The sequence below is a fragment of the Saccharothrix sp. genome (genome assembly GCF_031180885.1).
Taxonomy (GTDB): domain Bacteria; phylum Actinomycetota; class Actinomycetes; order Mycobacteriales; family Pseudonocardiaceae; genus Actinosynnema.
This window is the reverse complement of record NZ_JAPSLK010000004.1, coordinates 258,325-271,760: the sequence shown is the minus strand read 5'-3', so window position 1 is coordinate 271,760 and position 13,436 is coordinate 258,325. Positions and strand designations below refer to the sequence as shown.

Genomic DNA, 13,436 nt, shown 5'->3' with positions numbered 1-13,436 from the left:
TCGGGCTGACCATGTCACAGGGCCATGCCGACGAACAGTCCGTTCGCGCCGGTGTAGGGCGAGCCGTACCTCTTGCCCAGCGCTTCCTCCCGGTCGGTCTCGCGCCACTCGTTGCGGCGGTTGCGCACCAGCCAACTCTCCCGAGGAAAGCTGATCTCCCCCGAACGCAGGGCGAGGTCCAGCGTTCGGTTGTGCCCGACAGGGGTGGTCACGAGGATCCTGCCGTCCTGTCGAACGACCTTCCTCAGGTTCTCGACGGCACGGAGCACCTTCTCCGGCCGGCGCGGGTGCTCGTCCCAGCCGACGTGTTCCAGGGTCGAGATCGCCACCACGGTGTCGAAGGGCTCCTCCGGCGAGAAGTCCACGATGTCGTGGTTCAGGACGCCGGGGATGACCTCGTACTTGTCGACCACGGTGTCCGCACGGAACCCGTAGTGGGACAGCACGTTGCCGACCTCCAGAACCCGACCCGGCTTCTGCGCCAAGAACCACCGGGCAATCGAGATCTCGACCGCGCGCTCGTTCAGGAACGAGTTGTTGTAGCGGGCCAGCGTGTACGGCAGCCGATGACCGAGGAACTCGAACCGCTCGAAACTCCGTCCCGCGCGGATCAGCGGCAGGGCCACGTGGCCCCCGGCGACCGCCGCGATCCGGCTCGCGGTCGCCGCCAACCCATTCGTGCGGACGGAGGTACGCACGCTGTCGAGCGTCCGGCCGAGCTCGGTGCGCAAGATGTGAATATTGGGCATCTGCTCGTCTTTCGTTGGGACTACGGGCAAGTTGCGGATCATGTGGTCCGGAACCGAGAGCCGGCCGCGGTGAAGGGCCGTTCGCCCGACTCCGATACGCAGGCGGTCGTGAACCGATTGCGCTGCTTTCGCAATTCGGGCCCGTTCAACAGACCGTGACCCGTTCAACCGTGCGCGAAACACTAACCGGGCGCACGACCCACGCCACGGAGGCGTCTGCCGATTCACTCCGCCGTGGCACGGAATCACACCGTCGGGATCTTTGTTGAAGCGACTGCCGCCGCCGATCGTCACACGCCACTTCGACGGCCGAGAGAATCACTACCACGGCCAGCGCGGTCCGCACCGCGACTACACCCGGACGAAGCCGAGGACCCGGCCGGAGGACACTCTCCGGTAAGAAAGAGCCGAACCCCGAGAACGGGTCCCGACCTCAGCGCGCCAGAACGGTGCTGACGGCGTCGTCCACCGAGCCGCGCACGGCGACCGCATGGTCCAACCCGGTCAACGTCATCGGACGCAGGACGGCCCGGTGAGCGGCCGAGACCACCAGCGCCGTGCCGGTCCGTTCCGCTCGGGCGATCACCTCCACCAGGTGCGCAAGATCGCCAGACGGTCGCCACGGCGGAGAGCACCGACGTCCCGCAGCCGGTGAGCCCGGGACGCCGGGCGCGGCCGGCCCTGCTGCTCGGCTCGCTGAGCGCCTTCGGTGCGCTCACGATCGACATGTACCTGCCCGCCATGCCGAGCATGGCCCACCAGCTGCACACCAGCGCGCCGCTGGTTCAGACGACCCTCACGGCGTTCGTCGTCGGCCTGGCCCTCTTCCAAGTGATCGTCGGTCCACTGTCGGACGCATGGGGCAGGCGCCGCCCGCTGCTCGCCGGTGTGGCGGTGTACCTGGCGGGGTCGCTGTGGTGCGCGCTGGTGCCCACCGTCGGCCACCTGATCGCCGGCCGGGTACCGCGGTCGCTGGGTGCGGCCGCGGGCACGGTCCTGGCGCGGGCCATCGTGCGGGACCTGTTCTCCGGCACCGCCATGACCCGGTTCTTCGCCACCCTCATGGTCGTCAACGGCGTCGCCCCGGTCGTGGCGCCCGTCATCGGCGGCCAACTGCTGGCGCTCACCACCTGGCGCGCGGTGTTCCTGGTGCTCGCCGCCGTCGGCGCCGCCCTGCTGCTCGCGGTCGCCTTCGCGCTGCCCGAGTCGCTGCCGGGCGCCAAGCGGGCGCCGGCCCACCCGCGCGCGACGCTGCGGACCTTCCGGACGCTGGTCACCGACCTCCATTACCTGCGGTACGTGCTCGCCGCGGCACTGATGTTCGCCGCCGTGTTCGCCTACATCTCCGGATCGTCGTTCGTCCTGCAAGACGCCCACGGGCTCACGGCCCAGCAGTTCAGCCTCGTCTTCGGCCTCAACGGCCAGGGCATCGTGCTGCTCGGGCAGGTCGGCGGCCGGCTCGTCCGCCGCGCCGCCGACGAACACACCCTGCTGCGCGTCAGCCTGACCGCGGCAACCCTCGGCTCCGCCGGCGTCCTGACCTGCGCCGTGCTGGGCCTCCCGCTACCGCTGCTGCTGACCTGCCTCTTCCTGGTGGTGTCCGTGCTCGGCATCGTGCTGGCCAGCGCCACATCCCTGGCACTGAGCGGCCACGGCTCCGCCGCCGGAGCCGCCTCCTCCCTGCAAGGACTGCTGCAATTCCTCGTCGGCGGCCTCGCCGCCTCCGCCATGAGCCTGCCCGGCCAGGTCACCCCAGTCGCCATGGGCACCACCATGGCCATCTGCGCCGCAGCCGCGCTGGCCGTTCTCAATGCCCGCCGTACGTGAAACACGGGTTCACTTCCGGAGTTCCGGGCCGGACGTCGGCGCGCCAACCTCTATCCATAGTGGACTCGACGCGCGAATCCGGTCCGTCGACGCGGGTTCCGCCACCGCTTACCGCAGGGCCTGCCGCAAGCGACCGATCTTCTTGGACACGAGAGTGGCGCCGATGCGCGTGTAGAACCGTTGCGCCGCCTCGTTGCTCTCGGCCACTTCCCAGCGGATCACCTTGCCCTGGGCGGCTTCGGCGGCGGCGCGCATCAGCAGCTCCCCCACGCCGCGACCGCGTTCGGTGCCGGACACGTACAGGTCGTCCAGCGCGAGGTAGTCCTCACCGGACCAGAAGCTGATCCGCTCCAGCCAGGAGACGTACCCGACGGCCCGGCCGTCCCGTTCGGCGATCAAATAGGTGATCTCCGGGCGCGCCAGCATCCGTTCGAGGTCGGCGACGCTGACGGTGACGGCCCATCCCTCGTCCTGGTGCTCGGCCAGCTCCCGGATCAGGCGGTGCACCACGGAGGCGTCATCGGGCGTGGCACGGCGGATCAAGGTCACAGTGGTCCTCTCGGGAGTTTCAGGGACGTGGGTCGGTGGTGTGCTGCGGGCCGGGCTCATCCGTGTTCGGCGTGCTGTCCGTGATCGGTGACCTGGGCGTCGAACCAGGCGTGCAGCGCCTTGATGAGCGCCGGGTCGGAGGTGGTGTAGGTGATCCGGGCTCCGGCCGGGGCGTCCGCGTAACGGATGTCGATCCGGTCGTGACCGGCTTCGAGTTCACGCAGGCCGGGCATCTCGCCACCGTGGATCGAGGCGGGGTCGCCGTAGTCGCCCCGGTCGAAGCCGGCGGCCTCCTCGGCCAGGTGCCCGCGGATGAGCGCGGCCTGCCGGTCGTCGGCCGGGTCGTCGGCGGTGACGGTTTGCAGGCCGCCGGTGGGCGTCTTGGTGAAGCGGTGCGTGGTGCGCTCCAGGTCGAACGGCATCACCTCCCGACCCTTGGCCGCGACCTCCTCCTGGCGCGCGGCCGGCGACGCCTGGCCGTTCTGTCCGACCAGCACGTACCCGCCCGAGACCGCGGTTATCACCGCCAGACCGGCCAGCAGCAGCCGGATGCGTCTCTTCCTAAGGTTCATCCATCGCCTCCGTGAGGATTTCCAGGGCGTGCAGGACGCCGGCGCGTTCGTCCTCCGGAACCCGTTCCAGGATCGAGGAAAAGCGCGTCGCCCTGGCTTCGGCCAGTTGCCCGGCGGCGTCGACGCCGGCCGGGGTGAGCCGCACCAGCACGCCGCGCCCGTCGTCGGGAGCGGGGGCGCGTTCGGCCCAACCCCGGTTGATGAGCTGGCCGACCAGGCGGCTGGTGCTGCTCTTCTCCAGGCGCAGCCGGTGTGCCAGCTCGCTCTGCCGCAGCGCGCCGTCCCTGGCCAGTTCGCCCAGCGCGTGCGCCTCGGACACCGGGACCGGTCGCCCGCAGGGGGTCTTGTCCGGCTGGTGGAGACCGAAGGCGCGGACGAACCGACCCACGGCCTCCTGCAACTCACGCTCACCCGCCATGGTTCGACCGTACAACCATCTGGTTGTGCCGTGCAACCAGATTCCGTTCGACGGCTCCGGTCGTCGCGGGTGACCAGGTCCCGAGCCGGCGTCCGGGCGGTTCGGCGACCGCTCTACCCTGTGCCCCGAGAACGGCAAAGACGAGAGGGCCCAGGGTGACGAGCAGCGACATCGTGAAGGCGGCCGGTGTGCTGCGCGCCGGCGGGTTGGTGGCGCTGCCCACCGAGACCGTGTACGGGCTGGGCGCCAACGCCGAAGACCCCGCCGCCGTCGCCCGCGTCTTCCAGGTCAAGGGACGGCCGCCAACCCACCCGCTGATCATCCACATCAGCGGCGCGGAGCGCCTGGGCGACTGGGTCGCCGACGTGCCCGCGACCGCACGCCTGCTGGCCGAGCGCTTCTGGCCCGGGCCGCTCACCCTGGTCCTGCGGCGCGGCCACCGGGTGCCGCTGGAGGCGACCGGCGGGCTGGAGACGGTGGCCGTGCGCGTGCCCGACCACCCCGTCGCCCTCGCGCTGCTGTCCGAGTTCGGCGGCGCGGTCGCGGCCCCGTCGGCCAACCGCTTCGGCTCGGTCAGCCCGACCACGGCCGACCACGTCCGCGCGGAACTCGGTGACGCCGTCGACTTCGTCCTGGACGGCGGCCCCTGCACGGTGGGCGTCGAGTCGACCATCGTCGACGCCACCGGCGAGGCCCCGAGCATCCTGCGGCCCGGCGGGGTGACCCGCGAAGACCTCGAAGCGGTGCTGGGCATGCCGGTCGCGGACGGCTCGACCAGCCGCGTTCGGGTCCCGGGCCAGCACCCGTCGCACTACGCGCCCGCCGCGAAGGTCGTCCTGGTCGAACCCGAGAAGATCGTCGTCGAAGCCGAACTCGCGCAGGACCAGGGCCACCGGGTGGGCGTCTTCCTCCCGCCCACCCTCGCCGACGCGCCGGTGAAGGCGCACGCCGTGGTGGCGCTCCCCGACTCGATGGCCGCCTACGCCCGCGGCCTCTACGGGTACCTGCGCGAGCTCGACCAGCGGGGATGCGACCTCATCGTGGCGTCCCTCCCGGCCGAGCGGGGGCTGGGCCTGGCGATCGCCAACCGGCTCCGCCGCGCCGCCGGCCCGCGGTGACCGGACCGGACCGGTCAGGACGCGGAGTTCGCGATCACCGGCACACCGGCCAGGACGCCGAGGTCGCGGTGACCGGACCGGTCAGGACGCGGTGGTCGCGGTGACGTCCAGCCCGCGCGCCGCGACCACGTCCGCACGGCCGTCGGCCAGCCGGTAGGACAGGCCCACGACCGCCGTGCGGCCCCCGTCGACCCGTTCGGCGAGCACGCGGGAACGGTCCAGCAGCAGGTCCACGGTGTGCCGGACGTGCTCGGCCACGACCTCGTCGGCCTCCACCCGACCCGCCGCCCGCGCGGCCAGCACGCTCGGCGTCACCCGCTCGACCACGTCCCGGATGAACCCGGACGGCGCCGTCCCGCCATCGACCACGGCAGAGGCGGCCGCCACCGCGCCGCACGAGTCGTGGCCGAGGACGACCACCAGCGGAGCGCCCAGCACCTCCGCCCCGTACTCGACGCTGCCGAGCACCTCCGAGCCGATCACGTGACCCGCAGTGCGCACCACGAACAGGTCGCCCAGGCCGCGGTCGAAGATGATCTCCGCGGCGAGCCGGGAGTCGGAGCAGCCGAACAGCACCGCGAACGGGCGCTGCCCCGGCGCGATCTCGGCGCGGCGTGCCGCGTCCTGGTTGGGGTGCTCCGGGGTACCGGCCACGAAGCGCCCGTTACCGGCGAGCAGCAGTTCGAAGGCTTCGGCGGGGGTCGGCGACTGGATCTCGGGCATGGCCGCAGCCTAGTTCAGCCCACCCGCCCCGGCTACGTCACGTGATCAAGTCCGCAGGAACTCGCGGACCGACGCCGGCGGCCACGACCCGGGGCGGCGGGGCGTCGGGGTCCTCGTGGTCAGGCGGCCGCGCCGCTCGGTGGCACGACCGCGAGCGTGGACGTGCCGTGGTAGAGCACGGCGTGCCCGACCGAACCCAGCACCGCCCGCTTCAGCGCACCGCGCCCGTGGCTGCCCACGACCAGCAGGTCCGCGTCCCCGGACTGCTCGATCAGGGCGTGCGCGGGGGCGTCGAAGGTCACGACCCGGTCCACCCGCACCCGCGGGTACCGGTCCCGGGTCGCGGACAGGCAATCGGCGAGCAGGGTGTCCGCGTCCCGTTCCACGGCGTGCCAGTCGTAGTGCCAGGCGTCCAGCGGGGCGATCGTCTCCATCGGCGTGTCGGCCCACGCGTGCACCGCCACGATCCGGGCGTCGTGCCGGGCGGCGAAGTCGAACGCGAAGGCGATCGCCCCGCTGCCCGCGTTCGAACCGTCCACGCCCACGACCACCTTCCCCGCCTCGTGCACACGGCCGCGCACGACCACGGTGGGCCGTTCGCAGTGGTGGACCAGGTGCGCGGCGGTCGAACCGAGCAGCGCCCGGGCCAGGCCGGTGCGCCCGGACCAGCCGACCACCAGCAACTCCGCGGTCCGCGCGATCCCGGCCAGCACGTCCGCCGGGTGGCCGTACGCGAGGTGGGTCGAGACCTCGACACCCGACACGTTCCGGCAGTGCTCGGCGATCTCGGACAGCCGGCTCTCGTGGTAGCCGCGCACCGCCTCCTCCCCCACCACCTCCGGCAACGGCACGGCCATCGGGGTGAACACCAACTCGGGGAACGGACCCCGCAACACGTCCACCACCAGCAGCGGCCGGTCACGCCGCACCGCCTCCGCCGCGGCCCAGAGCACCGCCTCGCGCGACGGCGACGAACCGTCGAACCCCACCACCACCCCGGCCGACTCCAGTGCGGTCATCACGCCCACCTCCCGCCGATGGGCTACCCGTACCGCGGGTCGGGCAACGCCTGATACGGGGACGAGCGCGACACGACCGGGTTCTCGGGGTAACCCCACAGGGCAGACGGGGACACCGACACCGACGAGAGGGCAGCACATGACCGAGTTCGACCCGGCGCGGCAGCCGGACGAGGTCGTGGACACGGGCGCGCTTCCGCCCGTCGAGGTCGACCTCGAGGAGCCCGACGCCGACGCCGTCGAGCAGGCCCGGGCGGCGCAGGACGAGCAGCCCGAAGCGCCGCCCGGCGAGATCCCGCTGGACGCCGATCCGGCCGACGTGGTGGAACAGCACCGCGAACTCGGCATTGACGACGAGGACTACCGCTGACCAGCGCAGATGTCACGTAAGACGGTCGCGCCAGGACCGCGGCAACCTCGTGTTCGACAAGCGGTGGGGTGGTCTACAGGTCCCGCTCACTCGCACGGCTCGCGTCTCCGAGCCGCATCGCCGCCCAGGTGCGGATCGCGGCGGTGAATTCCTCGGGTGCGTCGGACTCCACGTAGGTGCCGGCGCCCTCGACGATCGCGGTCTCGTGGTCGGGGAAGGTCGCTTCCAGGCGTTCGCGCTCCCGGGGGCGGAAGGCGATGTCGGCGTCACCCCACACGATCAGCGCCGGCAGGTGGGCGATGTCCGCGAGGCCGGCCTCGACCCCGGCGAAGAAAGCCCGGCTGGCACGGACCCGGGCGGGAAGCACGGCGGAGGCCTGCCGCCGCTCGGGCGTGTCCAGCGCCCGGCGGTAGTGGGTCATCTCGGCCTCGGTCGGCTTCCGCCTCCGGTGAGCCGTGGGGATGAACGCGGTGACGAGGAGGTTGAGCCGCCGGACCAGGAAGCGGGTCAGGGGACCGCCGACGATGCGGGAAAAGGCCTCGAAGTGCAGGTCGCCGTTGACCGGCCAGGCCCACGTGTTGGCCAGCACCAGCCGGTCGAAGACGCCCGGCCGCCGCTGCACGGCGGCCAGGCCGATCGGGCCGCCCCAGTCCTGCCCGACCAGAGTGACCCCGTCGAGGCCGAGCGCGTCGACGAACCCGGTGACCACGTCCGCGTGCTCCTCGGGCAGGTAGCGGTACCCGGGCTTCGGCGTCGACAGCCCGAAGCCCGGGTAGTCGAGGGCGACGCACCGGAAGTCCTCGCGCAGCGCGCGGATCACGTCGCGCCAGAGGAACGACCAGGTCGGGTTGCCGTGCAGGAACAGCAGTGCGGGACCCGCCCCCTCGTCGACGTAGTGCACGGTGTGCCCGTCTACGTCGATGAAGCGGCTCTCGAACGGGAACAGGTCGTCGTCGACCCAGGCGGGCCGCACGCCCTTCGAAGCATCGGCCATGGCGGCCCCTCTCGGCTCGGCACTGCGGTAGGCTTGAGACTGTCATGCACACTTGAAATTCTCAAGTAGAGGGGTCCGATGCGCAGCTACGGGCAGTACTGCGGACTGGCCCGGTCCCTGGAGATCGTCGGCGACCGGTGGAACCTGCTCATCGTCCGCCAGCTCCTCGTCGCCCCCGCCCGCTACCGCGATCTGATCGACGGCCTTCCCGGCATCGCGACCAACCTGCTCACCGACCGGCTCCGCGACCTCGAAGCCGCGGGCGTGGTCGAGCGGCGACTGGCCGGCGCGGGCAGCGTGGTCGAGTACGCCCTCACGCCGTGGGGCGCCGAGCTGCGCCAACCGGTCGAGAGCCTGATCCGCTGGTCCGCCCCGCTGATGGTCCGCGGACCCGGTGGCGACTCCTTCCGCCCCGAGTGGCTCTCCCTCGCCGTCCCCGCTCTGCTCGGCACCCGGGTCGAGGTCCGCGCCCCGGCGACGGTCGGCCTCGACATCGGCGTCGCCGCCCTCCAGCTCCAGGCGACGCCCTCCGGCTTCGAGGTCGGCCCGCACGACGGCCGCGACCTCGACGCCACCGTCCGCGCCGAACCCGCCTGCGTCCTCGGCCTCGCTTCGGGCGCCCTCACGCTCAACGATGCCCTCGCCCTCGGACTGGTCGAGATCGACGGCGACGAGTCCGTCGTCCGCACCGTCTTCGCCGCCTGACCGAACTCGATCTTCACATGCCTAATGCGGGCGCGATCCACATCCCCGGCCCACGGTGCCGGCGAGCCGGCGTGAGCCCGCACGACGTGAGGATTCGACATTCCGTCCGCGTGGCGATGCCGCGTCGCACCCGCGAGGTTGGCTCGGAGCAGGGTGCCGAGCCGGGGAAACTGAAGGCGCTCAAAGCTTTCGCCACCGGCCCCCGGGTCTCGGCACCCGCCCGGTCACGTGGTGGTGGTCAGCGCGATGCTGAACGCGCTCAGCGCCGAACCCGCCGACACCGCCCGGACTCCGGAGAGACCGACCACCAGCACCGGTGTGCTGCTGTTGGCGAACGTGCCGTTGCCCAACTGGCCGCGGTGGTTGAGGCCCCACGCCAGCGCGAAGCCCTGTGCGGTGGCGGCGATGCTGTGGTTCAGGCTGCCGTCGATGTCGGTCACGGAAGCCAGTCCGCGGACGCGCACGGGTCGGTGCTGGTTGGTGGTCGTGCCGTCGCCCAGTTGGCCGTAGCGGTTGAAGCCCCAGGCCATCGCGGTGCCGTCGCTCAGAACCGCCAGGCCGTGGTTGCTGCCCGCCGCGATGTCGACGACCTTGCCCAGCCCGCTGACCGGTCGCGGGTCGGAGCGGGTGAGGTCGGTGCCGTCGCCCAGTTGGCCGTTGGTGTTCCGGCCCCACGCGCTGACCGTCCCGTCGGTGTGCCGCGCCATGCTGAACTCGCTGCCCGCGGCCACGGCGGCGACGTTCGCCAGGCCCGCCACCGGCGCGGGGACGCGGCGCACCTCGGTGGTGTCCTTGCCGCCCAGTTGCCCGCCGTTGTTGGAGCCCCACCCCACGACCCCGCCGTCCGCGGTGACCGCGAGGCTGTGCCGGTTGTTGGCCGACACCGACCTCGCGCCGGTCAGACCCCGCACGCGCACCGGCCGGGTCTGCACGGTCGCGGTCGAGCCGTCGCCCAGCTCGCCCGAGCCGTTCCACCCCCACGCGAGCACGGTCCCGTCCGACCGCACCGCCAGGCTGTGGTCGCTGCCGGCCGCGATCGCCACGACGTCGGTCACGCCGGCCACCGGCGCGGGCGTGCCCCGGTTGGTCCTCGTGCCGTCGCCGAGCTGACCGAATCCGTTGTAGCCCCACGTGACGACCGTCCCGTCGGACTTGAGCGCCAGCACGTGCCCGCGCCCGGAGTCGATCGCGACGACATCGGTCAACCCCGGCACCGGTGCCGCGAGAAGGCGCTCGGCGGTGGACCCGTCGCCGAGCTCGCCGTACCCGCCACTCCCCCAGGCGGCCACCCCGCCCGGTGTCGTGGCCGCCGCGGCCGACCCGCCGATTCCCAGCCCGCCGACCACGAGCACCGCCGACACCACACACATCGCGCGCCGTAACACACCGACTCCTTCCGCCTGGGTGACGATCATGCGACGCGAACGTAGCGCCCCCTGTGACTGATTTTCCGATCCGGTAAGGAGTTGGTAATGCGCCGGCGCGCCGGGCGGACTCAGGCGCGGACCGAGCCGGGGGTTCCGCCCAGCAGCAGCGGCCACACGCTGGGCATCTCGCCCACGGGGACCTCGATCAGCGACGGACCCGGTTCGCTGAACGACTCCTTGAGCGCTCCCGCGAGCGCGTCCGGGGTCGTGGCCCGCACGGCGGGCACGCCGAACGACTCCGCCAGGCGCACGAAGTCCGGGCTGGCCAGGTCGCTGCCGATGAAGCGGCCCTCGAACTCGTCCGCCTGGATGCGCTTGACGTTGCCGTAGGCGTTGTCGTTGAAGACCACGGCGGTGACGCCGATGCCGTACTTCCGCGCCGTCGCCAACTCCTGGACGTTCCAGCAGAAACCGCCGTCGCCGTTGATCGAGACGACCTCGCGGTCCGGGTTGCCCACCTTCACCCCCAGCGCCGACGGGTAGCCGTAGCCGAGGGTGCCCTGGTAGCCGGGGGTGAGGAACGTGCCCGGCCGGTGGACGGGGTAGCCGACGGCGGCCAGGTAGCCGACCTGGGTCAGCTCGTTGACCAGGATCCCGTCCTCGGGGATCGCCTCGCGCAGCGCCCGCACGTACGACCACTGGGGCTCCACGGCCCGGACCCGGCGGTCGCACCACGCCCGCACCTCGGCCAACTCGCCGGGATCCCACGCCGGTTCGCCGGGACCCGGCAGGGCGGCCCGGATGTCCTCCAGCGCCGTGCGGGCGTCGGCGCACAGGGTGAGCCCGGCCGGGCGGGGCGGCCCCAGGTCGGCCGGGTCCGCGTTGACCAGGATGACGGTCGCGCCCGGCGCGGTGGGCGGCGCGGTGCCGCGCGGGGTGACGAAGCGGCTGCCCACCACCAGCACCGCGTCCGCGTTCGGCAGCAGCCTCGGCGCGGCGAGGCTGGTGAAGGCCAGCGGGTGGCGGGCGGGGATCACGCCGCCCGCGTTGCGGCTGGTCACCACCGGCGCGGACAACGCCTCGGCCAGCGCGGTCAGCGCGGCGGCGGCCCGTGCCGCCTGCACGCCACCGCCCGCGTAGATCAGCGGACGCCGGGCGGCGCGCAGCACGGCGGCGATGTCGTCCACAGTGGACGTGCCCGGGGATGCGTGCATGTCCGGGACATCGGTGACCAAGGGCCGAGCCGCGGCCCTGGCGGCCAGGACGTCCGCCGGGATCGTCAGGGCCACCGGTCGCGGCCGGCCCGACCGCGACCGCCGCACCGCCTCGCGCACCAGGTCCGGGACGCGCTCCGGCGCCTCGGCCCGCCCCGACCACTTGGTGACCGCGGCCAGCACGCCGCCCTGGTCGGGCAGTTCGTGCAACATGCCCAACCCCCGACCGGCCAGTGTGGACGGCAGGTCGGCCGCCACCAACAGCATCGGCGACGAGCAGGCGTAGCCGGTGGCCACGGCGGGCAGCGCGTTGAGCACACCGGGTCCGGGGACCACCAGGCAGACACCGGGGCGTCCCGTCGTCCGGGCGTACGCCTCCGCCATGTGCGCCGCCCCCTGCTCGTGCCGGGCGGCGATGTACTCGATCCGCCCGCGCGACCGGGCCAGCGCGTCCAGCACGTGGTCGAGTTGGACGCCCGGCACGCCGAAGACGTGCCGGACCCCTTCCCGTTCCAGTTGCGCGACAAGGGCTTCCGCGCCACTCACGGCCACTTCGCCACGACCTCCGGAGCGCTCCCGACCTCGGCCGCGCGGGCCTCCCGGCGGTCCAGCCAGTCGAGCACCGGCACCGTCATCACCGTGGTCACCAGCGCCACCAGCACCAACGCGGTGAACATCTCCGGGCCGACGATCCCGGCCTGCAACCCGATGTTGAGCGCGATGAGCTGCATGAGGCCGCGCGCGTTCATCAGCGTGCCGACCCGGACCGCCACCGACGCCGGTTCCCGGCACAGCCGGGCCGCCGCCCAGCAGCCGCCGAACTTGCCGATCACGGCGAGCACGACGGCCGCCGCGGCGAACGCCATCACCGCCGGGTCCGCGAACACGTCGAAGCGGGTGTTGAGGCCGGAGTAGGCGAAGAACAGCGGCACCAGCACCACCTGCGTCATCGCCTGCGTGGTGCGCACCACGCGTTCGGACGCCTCGTGGCGCGGCATGGCCATGCCGACGCAGAACGCCCCGAACACCGCGTACAGCTCGATGACGTCGGTGAACCACGCGCCGGAGAACAGCACGGCGACGGTCAGCAGCAGCCTCGTCTCGTCGGTGAAGCCGGGCCGCGTCACGATCCACGCGAGGACCCGGCGCCCCGGCAGGGCCAGCACCGCCAGGAACAGCACGGAACCGCCCACCGCGGTGAGGATCGGCCCCGGCTCCCCCGAGGCCGCGCTCAGCACGCCGGCGAGCAGGATCCAGGCCACGGCGTCGTCGACCGCTCCCGACGCCAGGGCCAGCGACCCGTACCTGGACCCGGTCAGCCCGCGTTCGGTGATGATGCGGACCAGCATCGGGAAGGCGGTGACCGCCAGCGTCACGCCCACGAACGCCGCGGTCACCCACACCGAGACGCCGTCGACGAACACGTCGACACGGCCGTGCGCCACGAAGGTCAGGGCGACGCCCAGCACCAGCGGGACCAGCGCCCCGGCCGCGGAGACCACCGCCGCGGTGCCGATCAGCTTCCGGCCGGCGTGCGCCCGGAACTCGTACCCGGCCCGGAACATCAGGACCACCAGGCCGATCTGGCTCGCCACGTACAGCACGGGCTTGAGCTGCGGCGGGAACACCGCCGCCGACACGCCGGGCGCGAGCAGCCCGAACAGCGACGGGCCGAGCAGCACGCCCGCGATCATCTCGCCGACCACCGGCGGCTGGCCGAAGCGGCCGGTCACCAGCACGACCACCCGGCACGTCAGCAGGATCACCACGACGGCGAGGAAGAACGCGGGGGCCAGTTGCACCGGAGTCAT

Annotated in this window: 15 protein-coding genes; 4 read left to right on the top strand and 11 right to left on the bottom strand. The window is 72.6% G+C overall.

All coding sequences use genetic code 11. The annotated features are described in order from the left end of the window. Positions 1-14: 14 nt before the first annotated feature. Together RIN75_RS09500 and RIN75_RS09495 are read right to left on the bottom strand one after the other, a co-directional pair. A complete protein-coding gene (locus tag RIN75_RS09500) occupies positions 15-698 on the bottom strand; it encodes a hypothetical protein (protein WP_309111448.1) in 684 nt (227 codons plus the stop codon). Positions 699-1,182: 484 nt separating this feature from the next. Continuing rightward, complete coding sequence (locus RIN75_RS09495; RefSeq protein WP_309111447.1) at positions 1,183-1,335, bottom strand: hypothetical protein; 153 nt, start codon at positions 1,333-1,335, stop codon at positions 1,183-1,185. A 65-nt stretch (positions 1,336-1,400) separates the two neighbouring features. On the opposite strand from RIN75_RS09495, the gene RIN75_RS09490 reads away from it, so the two are divergent. Next, a complete protein-coding gene (locus tag RIN75_RS09490; protein WP_309111446.1) occupies positions 1,401-2,576 on the top strand; it encodes a multidrug effflux MFS transporter in 1,176 nt (391 codons plus the stop codon). A gap of 108 nt (positions 2,577-2,684) precedes the next feature. On the opposite strand, the gene RIN75_RS09485 is transcribed toward RIN75_RS09490, so the two are convergent. From RIN75_RS09485 to RIN75_RS09475, 3 genes are read right to left on the bottom strand one after another with little or no spacing between them, the layout of a single operon-like run. Next, positions 2,685-3,125, bottom strand: a complete 441-nt coding sequence (locus tag RIN75_RS09485; RefSeq protein ID WP_309111445.1) for a GNAT family N-acetyltransferase — start codon at positions 3,123-3,125, stop codon at positions 2,685-2,687. Between the two features lie 56 nt (positions 3,126-3,181). Further along, complete coding sequence (locus RIN75_RS09480) at positions 3,182-3,697, bottom strand: hypothetical protein (protein WP_309111444.1); 516 nt, start codon at positions 3,695-3,697, stop codon at positions 3,182-3,184. After that, the gene (locus RIN75_RS09475) at positions 3,687-4,115 is read right to left on the bottom strand and encodes a MarR family transcriptional regulator (protein ID WP_309111443.1); all 429 of its coding nucleotides are present in this window, start codon (positions 4,113-4,115) and stop codon (positions 3,687-3,689) included. Before RIN75_RS09475 ends, RIN75_RS09480 begins: the two co-directional genes overlap by 11 nt. Positions 4,116-4,270: 155 nt before the next feature. Between RIN75_RS09475 and RIN75_RS09470 the strand changes: the two genes are divergently transcribed. Further along, entirely contained in the window at positions 4,271-5,233 is a 963-nt protein-coding gene (locus RIN75_RS09470; protein WP_309111442.1) for an L-threonylcarbamoyladenylate synthase, read from the top strand. A gap of 81 nt (positions 5,234-5,314) precedes the next feature. On the opposite strand, the gene RIN75_RS09465 is transcribed toward RIN75_RS09470, so the two are convergent. Both RIN75_RS09465 and RIN75_RS09460 read right to left on the bottom strand, forming a co-directional pair. After that, on the bottom strand, positions 5,315-5,956 hold the full coding sequence (locus RIN75_RS09465) for a carbonic anhydrase (RefSeq protein WP_309111441.1): 642 nt from the start codon (positions 5,954-5,956) through the stop codon (positions 5,315-5,317). A gap of 119 nt (positions 5,957-6,075) precedes the next feature. Further along, positions 6,076-6,975 carry a universal stress protein gene (locus RIN75_RS09460; protein ID WP_309111440.1) on the bottom strand — a complete coding sequence of 300 codons (900 nt, stop codon included), beginning with the start codon at positions 6,973-6,975 and terminating at the stop codon, positions 6,076-6,078. 139 nt (positions 6,976-7,114) lie between these two features. On the opposite strand from RIN75_RS09460, the gene RIN75_RS09455 reads away from it, so the two are divergent. Then, the gene (locus RIN75_RS09455) at positions 7,115-7,345 is read left to right on the top strand and encodes a hypothetical protein (RefSeq protein WP_309111439.1); all 231 of its coding nucleotides are present in this window, start codon (positions 7,115-7,117) and stop codon (positions 7,343-7,345) included. A 73-nt stretch (positions 7,346-7,418) separates the two neighbouring features. On the opposite strand, the gene RIN75_RS09450 is transcribed toward RIN75_RS09455, so the two are convergent. Then, complete coding sequence (locus RIN75_RS09450) at positions 7,419-8,339, bottom strand: alpha/beta fold hydrolase (protein WP_309111438.1); 921 nt, start codon at positions 8,337-8,339, stop codon at positions 7,419-7,421. 78 nt (positions 8,340-8,417) lie between these two features. Between RIN75_RS09450 and RIN75_RS09445 the strand changes: the two genes are divergently transcribed. Then, positions 8,418-9,044, top strand: a complete 627-nt coding sequence (locus RIN75_RS09445) for a helix-turn-helix domain-containing protein (RefSeq protein WP_309111437.1) — start codon at positions 8,418-8,420, stop codon at positions 9,042-9,044. Between the two features lie 224 nt (positions 9,045-9,268). Here RIN75_RS09445 and RIN75_RS09440 read toward each other — a convergent pair whose 3' ends face one another. The 3 genes from RIN75_RS09440 to RIN75_RS09430 all read right to left on the bottom strand — a co-directional run bounded on the left by RIN75_RS09440 (position 9,269) and on the right by RIN75_RS09430 (position 13,436). Continuing rightward, positions 9,269-10,459, bottom strand: a complete 1,191-nt coding sequence (locus RIN75_RS09440) for a hypothetical protein (protein WP_309111436.1) — start codon at positions 10,457-10,459, stop codon at positions 9,269-9,271. Between the two features lie 80 nt (positions 10,460-10,539). Next, positions 10,540-12,177: a thiamine pyrophosphate-dependent enzyme gene (locus RIN75_RS09435; protein WP_309111435.1), complete on the bottom strand. Its 1,638-nt coding sequence runs from the start codon at positions 12,175-12,177 to the stop codon at positions 10,540-10,542. Continuing rightward, entirely contained in the window at positions 12,168-13,436 is a 1,269-nt protein-coding gene (locus RIN75_RS09430) for a cation:proton antiporter (RefSeq protein WP_309111434.1), read from the bottom strand. Before RIN75_RS09430 ends, RIN75_RS09435 begins: the two co-directional genes overlap by 10 nt.